The sequence below is a fragment of the Micromonospora sp. NPDC049139 genome (assembly GCF_055586845.1).
In genome coordinates, this window is the sequence record NZ_JBVJHK010000020.1 from 112493 (window position 1) to 126207 (window position 13715).

Below are 13715 nucleotides of genomic sequence, written 5' to 3' on the forward strand. Positions count from 1 at the left end.
CGGGCAGTGCCGCGCGATCGGACTCGCGCCCGGCGGGTCGGGTCCGCGAGCATGACCGGCATGAGTGTCGCCAACCGCCGCCGGTTCGCCCGGCTGACCGCCGCCGCCGGCCTGCTGATCGCCGTCGTCGCCCTGTTGATCGCCCCCGCCGGCCCCGCCAGCGCCCACGCGGTGCTGGTGAGCAGCAGCCCGGTCGCCTCGGCGGTGGTGCCGAACGGGCCGGCCGAGGTGGTGCTGACCTTCAGCGAGTCCGTCCGCAAGGTGCCGGGCAAGATCCGGGTCATCGCGCCGGACGGCTCCCGCGCCGACCGGGGCGAGCCGAGCTTCTCCGGCAGCGTGGTCACGATCCCGGTCGACCCGGCCGGGGGGCGCGGCACCTACCTGGTCAGCTACCGGGTGATCTCCGCCGACAGCCATCCGGTCTCCGGCGCGTTCACCTACTCCGTCGGCGCGCCCTCCACGCCCCCGGCCGACACCGGGGACGACAGCCGGGCCGACCCGGTGGTCGGCAACGCGGTCAAGGTCGCCAAGTACGTCGGCTACGCCGGCCTGCTGCTGCTCGTCGGCCCGGCGATGGTCCTCGCCGCGCTGTGGCCCCGGCGGCTGCCCCGGCAGGGCCCGGCGCGGCTGGCCTGGGCCGGGCTCGGCCTGGTGGTGCTCTCCACCGTGGCGAACCTCCTGCTCCAGGTGCCCTACACCGCCGGCGGGGGCGTGTTCGACGTGACCGGCGAGGGGCTCAGCGCGGTGCTGGGCAGCACCTTCGGCGCGGCGCACCTGGTGCGGCTGGGCCTGCTGGCCGCGGCGGCGTTCCTGCTCCGGCCGCTGCTGGCCGGGCCGGTCGGCCGCGCCGACCTGGTGATCCTGGGCATCCTCGGGGTGACGGCCCTGCTGACCTGGCCGCTGGCCGGGCACCCGGCGGCCTCGCCCGTCCCGGCGGTCTCCGTCGTCGTCGACGCGGTCCACCTGGGCAGCATGGCCGTCTGGCTGGGCGGGCTGGTGATGCTCGCCGGCTTCCTGCTGCGCCGGGCCGACGAGCGGGAACTGGGCGCGATCCTGCCGATCTGGTCGCGCTGGGCGGCGCTGGCCGTCTCGGCGCTGCTGCTCGCCGGCACCGTCCAGGCGCTGATCGAGGTCGCCACGCCGGGCGCGCTGGTCGACACCACCTACGGGCGGCTGCTGCTCGGCAAGATCGGGCTGTTCGCGCTGGTCATCGCGGTGGCCGCGTATTCCCGGCAGTTGGTGCGCCGGCCCACGGCGGCGGGCCGGCCGGCGCCGGTGCGGCGGGCGGTCTGGGCGGAGTTGGCGATCACCGCGGTGGTGCTCGGCCTGACCGCCGTCCTGGTGCAGACCACCCCGGCCCGCACCGCCGGCTCCGACGTGACCGGCGGTTCCCCCGGTTACTTCTCCACGACGCTGTCCAGCCCGATCTACTCCCTCCAGGTGGAACTGGACCCGGCCGAGCGGGGCAACAACACCGTGCACTTCTACGCGTACACGAAGGACAACCGGCCGCAGCCGGTGGTGCAGTGGCGCGCCACGGCGGCCCTGCCGTCGGCCGGGATCGAACCGATCGAGGTCCCGCTGCTGCCGCTGACCGACAACCACGCCACCGGCGAGATCGACCTGCCGGCGGCGGGGGAGTGGCAGTTGCGCGTGACCGTCCGCACGTCCGACATCGACCAAGCCACGGTGACCGCCACCGTGCCGATCAGGTAACAGGAAGGCTCCCAGATGATCCGTCACCGGCGTACCGCAGCCGCCCTGGCGCTCGGCGCCGTCGCCACCGCCGTCCTCGGCTTCGCGGCGCCCGCCTCCGCCCACGTCACGGTCAACCCGCAGGAGGCGACCCAGGGCGGCTACGGCCGGTTCGCCTTCCGGGTGCCGAACGAGAGCGACACCGCCTCCACGACCAAGGTGGAGGTGGTGCTGCCGGAGAACGCGCCGGTGGGCTCCGTGTCGACCATGCCGGTGCCCGGCTGGACGGTGGCGGTGGAGAAGCGCAAGGTCGACCCGCCGGTCGAGGTGCACGGCAGCCAGCTCACCGAGGTCGTCGCCAAGCTCACCTGGACGGCGACCGGAAACGCGGGGGTCAAGCCCGGCGAGTTCCAGGAGTTCCCGGTCTCGATGGGGCCGCTGCCGCAGGTCGACACGATGGTCTTCAAGACGCTGCAGACCTACTCCGACGGCAACGTGCAGCGCTGGATCGAGGCGCCGACCCCCGGCGGGGAGGAGCCGGAGAGCCCGGCCCCGGTGCTCACCCTCACCGCGGCCTCGCCGTCGGCCGCCCCCACCGGCGGCGCCGCCCCGGCGCAGGCCGACGACGACGATGACGACGCCGAGGGCGTCGGCCTGGCCACCGGGCTCGGCATCGCCGGCCTGGTCGCCGGGGCGGGGGGCCTGCTGCTCGGCGGTCTCGCCTTCGCGCGGAGCCGGCGGGAGCCCGCGCCGAAGGCGTGAGCCCCGCTCGCACCCTCCACCGGCCCGTCGGCGTAGCCGGCGGGCCGGCGGCTTTCCGGGCCGGTGCCGCGGATATCCGCTGATCAGTCGGTCCTCGTCGGTAAGGTCGGCCGGGTATCCGGCTACGGAGGGGGACGAGGCGAATGCGGTTCGTGCGGGCGCTCGGCGGAGTGCTGCTGCTGACCATCGGGATTCCGGCGCTGCTCGCCGGCGGGGTGCTGGGGATGCTCACCCGGCACGCCGACCCGGCAGGCGCCTTCAGCGCCCGGTTCGAGACCGTGCACACCCCCGGGCACGCGGTGGTCGTCCGGGACCTCGACGGGCTGCTGCGCGCGGAGGCGCCGTTCGCCCGGGTCGGGCAGGCCCGGCTCCGGCTGGACGCCCGCACGGCCGACGGCCCGGCCTTCGTCGGGCTGGCCCCCGCCGACGAGGTGCGGCGCTGGCTCGACCCGGTGCCGCACGCCGAGGTCCGCCGGGTGGCCCTGGCCCGGGGCCCGCTGCCGGTCCGGCTGGAACCCGCCGCGCCGTCCGCCGGCACCACGCCGCCCACCGGCTCCACACCAGCCGCCGGCGCCCCGCCGGCCGGCACGCCGATCGGTCAGCCCTTCTGGGTACGCGAGGGGATCGGCGCGCTGGAGTGGTCCCCGCAGGAGCTGGCCGACCGGCGGCTGAGCCTGGTGGTGATGCGTCCCGACGGGCGTGCCGACCTGACCCTGGAACTGCGCGCCGGGCTGCGGGCCGGCTGGACCGCCCCGGCGACCGCGGGCCTGCTCGCCGGCGGGGTGCTGGCGGTGGTGCTCGCCGTGCTGCTCCTGTTGCGCCCGGTACGCCCGCGTGAGGTGGTCTTCGTGGTCGAACCGGACCAGGTGCCGGTGCTGGCCGGGCGGCTCGGCGTGACCTCGCTCAGCGGGCTGGGTGCCCAGCCGACCCGGGACAGCGACCGGTCCCGGGTCGGCGGGCGTCAGCTCGCCTCGGTCGGCGCCGGTCCCGCGCGGTCCCGGGCCGCCATCGGGCCGGTGCCCGCGCGCCGCCCCGCGACGCTCGCCGACCTCGCCGGCGGCGACCCGGCGGTCCGCCCGCCCGAGGTGACCCTCAGCCTGGCATGGCCGCCGGCCGTTGCCGAGGCGACGGCCGCACCGGCCCCGACGGAGGGCCGACCCGGTCCGGACTTCCCGGCCATTCCAGATTTCCCGGTCACCCCGGACTCTGCGGCCACCCCGGATTCCGCGGCCACCCCGGATTCCGCAGCCACCCCGGATTCCCCGGACGCCGCGCGCTGACCGCGCCCGGGCGGCCCGGACGGCGAGCGGCCCTCCGCGCTGCCGACGCGGAGGGCCGCCTTCACCGGGGGATCGGTGCTACCCGAGAGACACCTGAGGTAGTTGTGACCAGATTAGCGGTGAAGGGGCTACTCGGGAAGACTGTCCATTTGGTGCGACTTCCCGGCCCGGCGCCCGACCGGCAGCGCCACCAGCAGCAGCAGGCTCAGCAGCACGTACGTGTTGCGCACCAGGAACTCGCCCGGCGAGTCGGTGCGCACCGGGGCGACGCCCCAGTCGTAGAAGGTCACCACGCCGTACACGATCAGGGCGGTCGTGCCGACGGCGAGCGCGGCCAGCCCATTCCGGCGGCGGAGGCCCTCGCCGGTGCCGGGGTCGGCGCTCAGCGCGGCGTCCGCCAGCACCACCACCGCGGGGATGAACCAGTAGATGTGGTGGGTCCAGGTGATGGGGCTGACCAGCGCGCCGACCAGCCCGGTGAGGGCGAGCCCGGTGAGCGGGTTCCCGGCCCGGGCGGCCCGCGCCGCCCGCCACAGCCCGTACCCGGCGACGACCGCGACCAGCAGCAGCCACAGCAGCCGGTCCGGCTTCTCCGGGGCGGTGATGCGGCTGAGCAACCCGAACAGCGACTGGTTGCCGGTGTAGTCGGTGCGGCCGACCCGGTCGGTCGCCCACAGCTCGTGGGTCCAGAACCGCCACGAGTCACGCGGCGCGACCGCCGCGGCGAGCAGGGTCGCGGCGGCGGCCGTCGCGCTGGCCACCGCCGCCGCCCGCCACCGCCGGGTGGCCAGCAGGTAGACGATGAAGATGCCCGGGAAGAGCTTGAGCGCCGTCGCCAGCCCGACGCCCACGCCGGCCCAACGAGCCGCCCGGGGTACGGCGAAGAGCAGGTCGGCCAGGATCAGCACGACCAACAGCATGTTGATCTGACCGAAGGTGATCGTCTCCCGGGTGCTCTCCACGGCCAGCACGAGCAGGACCGCCACCGTGAGGGTGAACACACGGGGCAGGCCGTGCCGGGCGATCACCGGCGCCGACAGCCAGCGGGTGGTGACCACCACCGCGAACGCGGTCAGGATAGTGAAGATCGTCACGGTGGCGCCCAGCGGCAGCAACGCGAACGGACGCAGCAGCAGCGCGCTGAACGGCGGGTAGGTGAAGTAGAGCTCGCCCTGCACCCGGTCGGGCTGGACGTAGTCGTAGAGCGGGTTGCCGGCCGCCCACCAGTCCATCGCCCGCATGTAGATCTTCAGGTCGAAGAAGTCGTGTACCAGCCCGGGCAGGTAGAGCGCCGGCAGCACGGCGGCCAGCGCCAGCACGGCGGCGAGCCGACGGACCGTACGGCCGCCGGGGTCGTCGTCGGTGACGGCGGGCGGTGCGGCGGGTTCGGCTGGCACGGGGAAACCCTAGCGGTCGGGTCGCGCCACGGTGCGCGGGCGCGCGGCCGGCGGGGCTGCGCGTAGTCTGGGCCGGTGGCTGATCTTCTCGTCTGGATCGACTGTGAGATGACCGGGTTGGACCTCGGCAGGGACAAGCTGATCGAGGTCGCCGCGCTCGTCACCGATCCCGATCTCAACGTGCTCGGGGAGGGTGTCGACGTGGTGATCCACGCCGACGAGGCGGCGCTGGAGGCGATGCCGGAGATCGTCCGCACGATGCACGGCAAGTCGGGGCTGACCGAGGAGGTCCGGCGCTCGACGGTGACCCTGGCCGAGGCGGAGGACATGGTCCTCGACTACATCGCCAGCCACGTCAAGGACCCGCGCACCGCGCCGCTGTGCGGCAACTCGATCGCCACCGACCGGGGCTTCATCGCCCGGGACATGCCGCGCCTCGACGCGCACCTGCACTACCGGATGATCGACGTCTCCTCGATCAAGGAGCTGTGCCGCCGCTGGTACCCGCGGGTGTACTTCGGCCAGCCGCAGAAGGGGCTCGCGCACCGGGCGCTGGCCGACATCCGGGAGAGCATCCGGGAGCTGGAGTACTACCGGCGGACCGTCTTCGTGCCGCTGCCCGGCCCCGACGTGGAGACCGCCAAGGCGATCGCCGCCCAACTCTGAACCGGGCGGGAGAACCCGCTGGACGCGGCGGGCGGGGGTGGGGCTATTATTGGTCCGCACCCCGCCCGGGGCGATTGACCGGGTGCGGAAGGCATGGTGGCTGTAGCTCAGTTGGCAGAGCACCGGGTTGTGGTCCCGGTTGTCGTGGGTTCAATTCCCATCAGTCACCCGGTTGACGAAGGCCCCCTCCTTGCGGAGGGGGCCTTCGGCGTTTCCGGTGCTCAGGCGGTCGGGCTGGGCGTGGGCTCGCCGCTGGCGTCCGGGTCGGCCCCGGCCGGCTCGTACGGCAGGGCGCTGCCCTTGACGTACTCCTCCCAGCTCATGTTCCAGTCGGTCCAGCCGTTGCCGTTCTGCAGTTTGCGCTCGGTGCCCTTGACCGTGATCGGGTCGCCGATCCGGGTGTTGGCGAACAGCCAGGCGCCGTTGGCCATCGAGACGTTCACGCAGCCGTGCGAGACGTTCACGCTGCCCTGCTGCCCCTCCGACCAGGGCGCGGCGTGGATGAACTCGCCACCCCAGGTCAGCCGCTGGGCGTAGTCGATCTTCGTGCGGTAGCCCTCCTCGGGGCCCAGCTCCTCGAAGGTGTCGAAGACCGTCTTGCGCAGCTTCTCGATCACCACCATGGTGCCGCTCGACGAGGGGGTGCTCTTCTTGCCGAGGCTGACCGGGATGGTCTTGATCACAGACCCGTTCTTCGTGACGGTCATCCGCTTGGTCTTGTTGTCCACGGTCATGATCACCGCAGCGCCGATCTTGATGTCGACCGTGAGGTCCGCCCGGCCGTACCAGCCGCCGCCGAGCGGCAGGCCACCCGCCTGGATCCGGTAGGAGACGGTGCTGCCGGCCTGCCAGAACTCCTTCGGGCGGTAGCGGATCTCCGTCGGGCTGACCCAGTGCCAGATGCCCTCCTGGGCCGGCGTGGAGGTGACCGTCATCCGGCGCTGGACGTCGTCGCGGTAGTCCTCCGGGATGGCCCGGCCGAACTTGACGATCAGGGGCATGCCGACGCCGACCACCTGGTTGTCGCCGAGGAAGCTGGTGATCCGGACCTGCTTGCCGGGCTTCGCCATGGTGGTGAAGGTGCTGGTCGCCGTGGCGGGCCGGCCGTCGTCGCCGGTCGCGGTCACGGTGGCGGTGTACGTCTCGCCGTACTTGAGCGCGCCGGCGGGCAGCCAGCTCGTGCCGTCCCCGGCGAGCTTGCCCTCGACGGCCTCGCCGGCCGAGTCCTTGAGCTCGACGCTGGTCTCCTGGGCGTCCTTCGTGGTGAAGGTGATGCCGGTCGAGGCGGGCACGTCCTTCGCGTCGGCCTTGGGCTCGACGATCGTGGCCGCGGCCTTCGGCGCGGCGGGCTGGCCGCCGCCGTCCTGCCAGCCGGACGGCTTGCCTCCGCCGCCGTCGGTGCAGGCGGCGGTCAGGGCGAGTGTCGCGACGAGCACCGCCGCCGCGATCCCACGGCGTCGCCCGCCCCGCCGGTCGTCCCCACGCCGGATCAGCTGGTCCTGGACAGCTCGCATGATTCCCTCACAGTCGTGATCCCCGGTTGCCCATCGTCCCTCACTGACGCACCCGGACAGATACCCGTTCCTCAGGGTGAACCGAAACACGTCGGGCAACCTGTCCGAATATTGATAGAATCGGTGGCTTTTGCGAGGTGGGCCCGCGTTCCCGGGGTGACGGGGCGGCGGGCCGGCCGGGGGAAGCGACTCGGTCGACGATGTCGCGGTCCGGGGTCGTGACGAACGACCGGAGTCGGTGCGACCCGGCCCGGAACGCGGCGACCGGCCCGCGGGTGCGGACCGGTCGCCGGATCTTCGGGTGGAGGTGCGTCAGAACGCCGGCCCCGCACCGCCCTCGGGCACCGGCAGGGCGCTGCCCTTGACGAACTCGGACCAGCTCACGCTCCACGCCGTCCAGCCGTTGCCGGCGGCCAGCTTGCGCTCGGTGCCCTTGATGGTGATCGGGTCGCCGACCTTCGTCTTCTCGAACAGCCACCGGGCGTTCGCCGTCGAGACGTTGACGCAGCCGTGCGAGACGTTCTGTCGGCCCTGCACGTGCTCCGACCAGGGCGCGGCGTGGATGTACTCGCCGCCCCAGGTGAGCCGCTGCGCGAAGTCGATCTCCGTGACGTAGCGGTTCTCCGGATCCGGGTCGTCCCGGGTGTCGAAGACGGTGGACTCCTTCTTCTCCATCACCACCATCGTGCCGCTGGAGGAGGGCGTCTTCTTCTTGCCGAGGCTCACCGGCAGGGTGCGGACCACCTGGCCGTCCTCGTACACCGTCATCTTCTTGGTGGCGTTGTCGACCTTCATCTCGAACGCCCGGCCGATCTTCGCGGTGGCCGTGCGGTCGACGTTGCCGTAGCGGCCGTTGCTCAGCGGGATGCCGGCCAGCGCGATCCGGACGGTGAGGGTGGTGCCGGGCTTCCAGTACTCCGGCGCGCGGTAGTAGGCCTGGGTGCCGTTGTCGACCCAGTGCCAGGCGCCCGGCTGCGGCGGGTCGGTGTGCACGAACATGCGCTTCTGCACGGCGGCCCGGTCCTTCTTCGGGATGCCCGGGTGGAACTCGGTGACCACCGGCATCGCCACGCCGTACGTCTTGTCGTCGAAGAGGTACAGGCCTGAGCTGATCATGGACTTGGGCTTCGCCATCGTCGTGAAGGTGCTGGTGCCCTGGCTGGTCCCGCCGTCGGCGCCGGTCGCGGTGACCGTGGCCGTGTAGCGGGTGCCGTACTTCAACGGCTTCGACGGCACCCAGGACGAGCCGTCGGCGCGGAGCCGCCCCTCGACCTGCTTGCCGTCCGCCGCGGTCAGCGTGACGCCGGACACCTTGCCGCCGTCGGGCAGCTCCGCGCTGATCTCGGAGCTGACCGGCTTGTTCTTCGCCCCGTTGGCCGGGCTCAGCGCCAGCGGCGGACCGCTCGGCGCCGCCGGAGTGGCGGGATCGGCCGCCGCGCTCGCCGTGGCCGCCGTGGTGCCGCCCACGAACTCCGCCTTCTTCTGCTCGTCGCCGCAGGCTGTCAGTGCCAGCGACGCCATCAGACCGAGGGCGCCCACCATCGCCCCGGCCCGCGCGAACCTGCCCATCCCCACCTCTGTTCTCGCGTACCTGGCGCACATCGTGCCGCATGGACCCCGTTCCTCAGGCCCCTGTCGTCGTACGCCTGGTGGTTTTGCCCATGGATGCCCCTTAAGCTCGACCGAAGGGGGGAGCCGGGGATCGGATTGGAACCCGGCTCGGAGGGCGTGCTAATGTTCTCCCCGTTGCCAGCGAGCGCCGCTAGCTCAACTGGCAGAGCAGCGGACTCTTAATCCGCGGGTTCGGGGTTCGAGTCCCTGGCGGCGCACCAGCAGTAACACCCTCAGGGCCGGTCGTTCAGACCGGCCCTGACTCCTTTTGGTGGCCCCTACATCAGGCACCGAACACACAACCGATGGTCAGCGATGCGTTCCGGTGGCGGCCCGCGTCAGCTCCTACGGGATGGCCCCTCCGCCCGAGTCGCCGTTGCCTCTGGCTGTGGGTTCGCCCTCCGCCTCCTCGAAGAGCGTCTGGCGCAGTCGCCACCGGTGCCGGCGACTGATCAGGAACTCGGTGACGGCCGTCACCAGGCAGACCCCGGCAAGGCAGGCCAGGGCCTGCAGAGCGGGCAGCCAGGCGGTGACCGGCAGTAGGGCCAGCAGGATTGCGGCGGCGGCGAGTCGGGGCCAGATGACGATGAGGATGCCGTGACCGAGCCGCCAGTGGAACGCGGCGTGGGCGAGCAGGAACAGGGCGACGCCGCCGTACATCGCGTACCGGCCGGTCCGGTCGAGCGGATCGCCGCGGTTGTATGAGTTGGCGGTCTCGATGAGGCCGGGCGTGTGTTTCAGTCCGAGGGAGAGCAGGATGATCCCTGCGATCATGGGTAGGTGCAGGTAGGTGTAGGCGTCCCGGGCGAGTCGTACCCGGTGGATCGGGTCGGCGGTGCGCAGCGCGTGCTGTCCGACGAGCGCGGTGAGGTCGAAGTAGATCCATTCGAGGGAGCAGGCGATGACGGCGGCGAGCGCCGAGGCGATGAGGAAGCTCGCTGTGGCGTGCAGGTAGCTGCCGGTGACGCCGATCGACACCAGCACCTCGCCCAAGGCCAGGATGATGATCAGGTTGTGTCGCTCGGTCCAGTGCCGGGCGGAGAAGATCTGCCGACGCACGGGTAGCGCCATCCCGGCGCCGTAGTCGATGCTGATGGCCAGTACCCACAGGGCTATCTGGCCGGCCAGCGTTGTCGTGCTGCCGAGCCCGCCCAGCGGCAGCAACGCGGCGCTGAACAGTAGGCCGATGGCGGCGAGCGCCGGCACGGTGAGCGACACGATCTCGTGGCCCCGCAGGCTCGGCGTGGCGTACCAGCGTAGCCCCAGGTACAGAAGCCGGACTGTGGCGTAGCAGCCGACGAACCCGACAGGGGCTGCCACGCCGTCGGGAACACCCTTGAACGCGTCCAGCGTGATGGCCGCCAGCACGAACAACACCGGCGTTGTCGCCAGCAGGGTGAGCCTGGCCAGGCCGAAGTTTCCCCGTACCCGGTTGCTCAGCCAGGCGAAGAGCGACCACAACCACCAGAGCAGGGCCAGGACAAGCAGCCCGTGTACGACACCGAGGCCACCCTTGTCGGCGGTCATCAGCGTGGTGACCTGAATGAACGCGAAGACGAACACCACGTCGAAGAAGAGCTCTGCGGTGGAGACGCGAGAATGTTCGGAGATCCGCCAAACGCCTGGGCGCAACCTCTGGACCATGGAAGAGGCCTCCCGTGATCAGGCTGAGCTGGCCGCCGGCCACCCGCGTTGCATCCACGTCTCCTCGTCGCGGCAACTCGCTGTCTGCGGCTACCCTGGCCGACGCGCCGCAAACCGGTGGATCACTGCTCTGGCTCGGCATGGCCTTGCCGCTCCGTACTCGCCTGCCTGATGGTCTGGGTCTCCGCGCCCCTGTTCCTGCGAAGGATCGGTGGCGAGGCCTGTGCGCGGGGCCGGCGTTGTCCGGCCGTGGTTGCGGGTACCCGGCACGGATGGCGGAGGTGCTTGAAGACGGGGACATCTACTTCCTCTACCGGCCCCGGGTGGAGGAGGAGCACGTCGACTCGCTGGAGGAGGTGCAGCGGCTGCTGGTCGTGATGCACCCGTGGCGGGGACGACACTTGCGGCTGCTCGTGGTCGGGCGTAAGCGCCTGCCCGGTATCGACCAGCACGACCGCTTCTGGGCGTTCGTCGACGAGGTGGTGGACCGGCCCGAGCAGTTGCACAAGAGCCTCCAGGCGCGCGCGTACCGGACAGCGACCCGCGGCGAACGGGAGCAGCCGCCGGCCCGGCCGGTGGCGGAGGGGGCGTACGTGATCGCCCGGCACGACGACCACACCCATCTGGCGTACGAACTCGAACTCCCGCTGCGCCCCGGAGCGCCGCAGCACGAGCTGAGCATCGAGCCGGAGGCGAGCTACATCATCACGGTGAAGAACCCGCAAGCACCCTCCCCGCCCAGGGTCGGACTGCGCGGGGACCAGAAGGTCAAACTGCCCGCTCAGCTGCAGGGGAAGTTCCACGGCCGTCGTTTCGCCCCGCTCGACCCGCCGGACTTCCTCGACCATCCCGGGACCGAACTCGTCCTCGTCGGCGCGGCCCACGACGCCTCCGAGGAGCTACGGATCGACCTGGACGCGGAGGTCGAGCGGGCGGCGCGGAGCACGATCTTCGGGGACCTGCGGATCGGACGACGGGATCGTCCGGTCGAGCCGCTCTTCGCAGGGGAGTGGGCGTAGCGGCGAGCAGCGCGAGACCCCGGGCGCGGCTCTGCGTGGCTGTTGGGGCAGCCAGCGTGCGCCGCTCGGGACGGACGGTCCCGTCGGCGATCGGCGCCCGCGTGCCGGGTGCCGCACCCCCCCCGGGACGGTCCGCCAGCGCAGCCGCTGCTCCCGGGTGACGGCCTTCTGCATTTGACCATCGTCGATCAGCGGCGGGGTAACTCACCGACGTGCTCTCACGGAATTCCCATGTCAGGGAAGTGCGCCGAACTGCACGGACGAATTGTGTGGCCGTCCCTCGTCGTCGGCGACCGACGTCCCCGCGGCCCGGACCGGCCGCACTGCCGCCCGGACGCTCCGGCGCTCCCGGTCGCCGCCCGAACCGTTGTGGGTGCGGCGCAGCCGGCAGCGCCGACCGTCCGCAGTGGAGCCTTCTGCTGCTCGCGTAAACACCCCTGTTTGGGAGCGGCATTCCGCTCGGGAAGCGGATAGGGTCGACAGAGGATCATCTCCGCTGCGTCGCCCGGTCGACGGGTGAATTTGCCGGGGGAGCAATTTCCGAGGGAGAGAGGGCGAACATGATCCGGAAGCCGAATCTGTCCGTGGACGCACGGTACGTCCTGCCGTCGTTCGCTGAGCGGACGTCGTACGGCATGAAGGAGACCAACCCGTACAGCAAGATGTTCGAGGACCGGATCATCTTCCTCGGCACACCGGTCGACGACGCCGCGGCCAACGACGTGATGGCGCAGCTCATCACGTTGGAGGCGACGGATCCCGAGCGGGACATCACCATGTACATCAACTCGCCCGGCGGCTCGTTCACCGCCATGACGGCGATCAACGACACCATGCGTTACGTCCGTCCGGACGTGCAGACCGTCTGTCTGGGGCAGGCGGCGTCCTCCGCCGCGATCCTGCTGGCGGCGGGCACCCCGGGTAAGCGGATGGCGCTTCCGCACTCGCGGATCCTGATCCACCAGCCCGCCATCGAGGGCGTCCAGGGTCAGGGCACCGACCTGGAGATCCAGGCCCGGGAGATCATGCGGATGCGCACCCAGATGGAGGAGATGCTGGCCCAGTACTCCGGCCGCCCCCAGGAGGAGGTCTCCCGCGACATCGAGCGGAACAAGATCCTCACGGCCGACGACGCGGTGGCCTACGGGCTGGTCGACACCATCCTGCGCAGCCGGAAGAAGAGTGCGGCGGCGATGGCGGCCAGCTGAGCTGACCTGTCCGGGGTCGACGGCGCCACCGGCCCGTCGGCCCCGCTCTGGTCAGTCCCGCGCTGTCACGCCGGCCCGCTCTGGTCAGTCCCGCGCTGTCGCGCCGGCCCGCTCTGGTCAGTCCCGCGCTGTCACGCCGGCCCTGTCCGGGGTGGGCGGCGGGTCGTCCAGCGCGGGTAGCAGGCTCCCCGCGAGGTGCGGCTGGTAGCCCCCGCTCGCGGTCCACCCGCCGTCGAAGCGCACGGTGGTGGCGGTCAGGTAGCGCAGCTCGTCCGCGGCCAGTGCCCGGATCAGTTCCGCCACCTCGGCCGGCTCCGCCAGCCGACGCTGCGGGGTGCCCCGCACGATGGTCTCCTCGTCGAGGAGGTTCCGGTGGATGCCGTCCATCACCAGCGGCGTCCGGACGTAGCCCGGGCTGACCGCGATGACCCGGATGTTCTGCGCGGCCCACTCCACCCCGAGCACCTCGGTCAGCATGGCGACACCGGCCTTCGAGGAGCAGTAAGCCGCTCCCTCCACCATCGCCAGGTGCGCCGCCACGGAGGCGATGTTGACGACCAGCCCGCCGGCCCGCCGCAACGCCGGGAACATCGCCCGGCAGCAGTAGTACGTCCCGGTCAGGTTGACCCCGATGACCCGCTCCCACGCCGCCGGCGCCAGTTCGCTGGCGAACCCGCGCCCGCCGATGCCGGCGCTGTTGACCAGCAGGTCGGCCCGCTCGACCTCGGCCGCCGCCGCGGCCACCTGGTCGTAGTCGCGTACGTCGACCTGCCGCCCGGTCACTCCGTCCGCGTCGCACGGGCGACGGTCCCAGCCGATCACGCGCCACCCGTCGTCCACCAGCCGCCGTGCCACGGCCGCGCCGATCCCGCTGGCCGCGCCGGTGACCACGGCCAGCCGCTGCCCACTACCGTGCAAC

The 13715-nt window shown here is 72.0% G+C and carries 11 protein-coding genes and 2 tRNA genes; 8 read left to right on the forward strand and 5 right to left on the reverse strand.

Features of this window, described 5'->3' with window-relative positions; translation table 11 throughout:
- Positions 1-51 precede the first annotated feature (51 nt).
- From ACZ6Q9_RS27870 to ACZ6Q9_RS27880, 3 genes are all read left to right on the forward strand, one after another.
- The gene (locus ACZ6Q9_RS27870) at positions 52-1716 is read left to right on the forward strand and encodes a copper resistance CopC/CopD family protein (protein ID WP_393259129.1); all 1665 of its coding nucleotides are present in this window, start codon (positions 52-54) and stop codon (positions 1714-1716) included.
- Positions 1717-1731: 15 nt separating this feature from the next.
- On the forward strand, positions 1732-2457 hold the full coding sequence (locus ACZ6Q9_RS27875; RefSeq protein WP_393259130.1) for a YcnI family copper-binding membrane protein: 726 nt from the start codon (positions 1732-1734) through the stop codon (positions 2455-2457).
- Between the two features lie 143 nt (positions 2458-2600).
- Positions 2601-3737, forward strand: coding sequence for a hypothetical protein (locus tag ACZ6Q9_RS27880; protein ID WP_396830170.1), 1137 nt, complete (start codon positions 2601-2603; stop codon positions 3735-3737).
- Between the two features lie 128 nt (positions 3738-3865).
- Here ACZ6Q9_RS27880 and ACZ6Q9_RS27885 read toward each other — a convergent pair whose 3' ends face one another.
- Entirely contained in the window at positions 3866-5134 is a 1269-nt protein-coding gene (locus tag ACZ6Q9_RS27885; RefSeq protein WP_393259132.1) for a glycosyltransferase 87 family protein, read from the reverse strand.
- A gap of 75 nt (positions 5135-5209) precedes the next feature.
- Here ACZ6Q9_RS27885 and orn point away from each other — a divergent pair, with 75 nt between their 5' ends.
- Both orn and ACZ6Q9_RS27895 read left to right on the forward strand, forming a co-directional pair.
- Positions 5210-5800 carry an oligoribonuclease gene (orn, locus tag ACZ6Q9_RS27890; protein ID WP_393259133.1) on the forward strand — a complete coding sequence of 197 codons (591 nt, stop codon included), beginning with the start codon at positions 5210-5212 and terminating at the stop codon, positions 5798-5800.
- A gap of 96 nt (positions 5801-5896) precedes the next feature.
- Positions 5897-5969 (forward strand) — tRNA-His (locus ACZ6Q9_RS27895).
- Positions 5970-6021: 52 nt separating this feature from the next.
- Here ACZ6Q9_RS27895 and ACZ6Q9_RS27900 read toward each other — a convergent pair.
- Both ACZ6Q9_RS27900 and ACZ6Q9_RS27905 read right to left on the reverse strand, forming a co-directional pair.
- Positions 6022-7314 (reverse strand): L,D-transpeptidase, encoded by a 1293-nt coding sequence (locus ACZ6Q9_RS27900; protein WP_393456143.1) that lies wholly within the window; start codon positions 7312-7314, stop codon positions 6022-6024.
- A gap of 312 nt (positions 7315-7626) precedes the next feature.
- Positions 7627-8883: a L,D-transpeptidase gene (locus tag ACZ6Q9_RS27905; protein ID WP_393259136.1), complete on the reverse strand. Its 1257-nt coding sequence runs from the start codon at positions 8881-8883 to the stop codon at positions 7627-7629.
- 187 nt (positions 8884-9070) lie between these two features.
- Here ACZ6Q9_RS27905 and ACZ6Q9_RS27910 point away from each other — a divergent pair.
- Positions 9071-9146, forward strand: a tRNA-Lys gene (locus ACZ6Q9_RS27910).
- A 124-nt stretch (positions 9147-9270) separates the two neighbouring features.
- Here ACZ6Q9_RS27910 and ACZ6Q9_RS27915 read toward each other — a convergent pair.
- Positions 9271-10557 carry a low temperature requirement protein A gene (locus ACZ6Q9_RS27915; protein WP_393259138.1) on the reverse strand — a complete coding sequence of 429 codons (1287 nt, stop codon included), beginning with the start codon at positions 10555-10557 and terminating at the stop codon, positions 9271-9273.
- A 284-nt stretch (positions 10558-10841) separates the two neighbouring features.
- Between ACZ6Q9_RS27915 and ACZ6Q9_RS27920 the strand changes: the two genes are divergently transcribed.
- Together ACZ6Q9_RS27920 and ACZ6Q9_RS27925 are read left to right on the forward strand one after the other, a co-directional pair.
- Complete coding sequence (locus ACZ6Q9_RS27920; RefSeq protein WP_393456152.1) at positions 10842-11588, forward strand: hypothetical protein; 747 nt, start codon at positions 10842-10844, stop codon at positions 11586-11588.
- A gap of 560 nt (positions 11589-12148) precedes the next feature.
- Complete coding sequence (locus tag ACZ6Q9_RS27925) at positions 12149-12796, forward strand: ATP-dependent Clp protease proteolytic subunit (protein ID WP_357459090.1); 648 nt, start codon at positions 12149-12151, stop codon at positions 12794-12796.
- A gap of 117 nt (positions 12797-12913) precedes the next feature.
- Here the strand turns inward: ACZ6Q9_RS27925 and ACZ6Q9_RS27930 are convergent, their stop codons facing one another.
- On the reverse strand, positions 12914-13714 hold the full coding sequence (locus ACZ6Q9_RS27930) for an SDR family NAD(P)-dependent oxidoreductase (RefSeq protein ID WP_393259143.1): 801 nt from the start codon (positions 13712-13714) through the stop codon (positions 12914-12916).
- Position 13715 lies beyond the last annotated feature (1 nt).

Excerpts from the sequence above, each read along its gene's own strand:
- ACZ6Q9_RS27870 (WP_393259129.1), top strand. The coding sequence starts at position 52 with ATGACCGGCATGAGTGTCGCCAACCGCCGCCGGTTCGCCCGGCTGACC.
- ACZ6Q9_RS27875 (WP_393259130.1), top strand. The coding sequence starts at position 1,732 with ATGATCCGTCACCGGCGTACCGCAGCCGCCCTGGCGCTCGGCGCCGTC.
- ACZ6Q9_RS27880 (WP_396830170.1), top strand. The coding sequence starts at position 2,601 with ATGCGGTTCGTGCGGGCGCTCGGCGGAGTGCTGCTGCTGACCATCGGG.
- ACZ6Q9_RS27900 (WP_393456143.1), bottom strand. The coding sequence starts at position 7,314 with ATGCGAGCTGTCCAGGACCAGCTGATCCGGCGTGGGGACGACCGGCGG.
- ACZ6Q9_RS27905 (WP_393259136.1), bottom strand. The coding sequence starts at position 8,883 with ATGGGCAGGTTCGCGCGGGCCGGGGCGATGGTGGGCGCCCTCGGTCTG.
- ACZ6Q9_RS27920 (WP_393456152.1), top strand. The coding sequence starts at position 10,842 with ATGGCGGAGGTGCTTGAAGACGGGGACATCTACTTCCTCTACCGGCCC.
- ACZ6Q9_RS27925 (WP_357459090.1), top strand. The coding sequence starts at position 12,149 with ATGATCCGGAAGCCGAATCTGTCCGTGGACGCACGGTACGTCCTGCCG.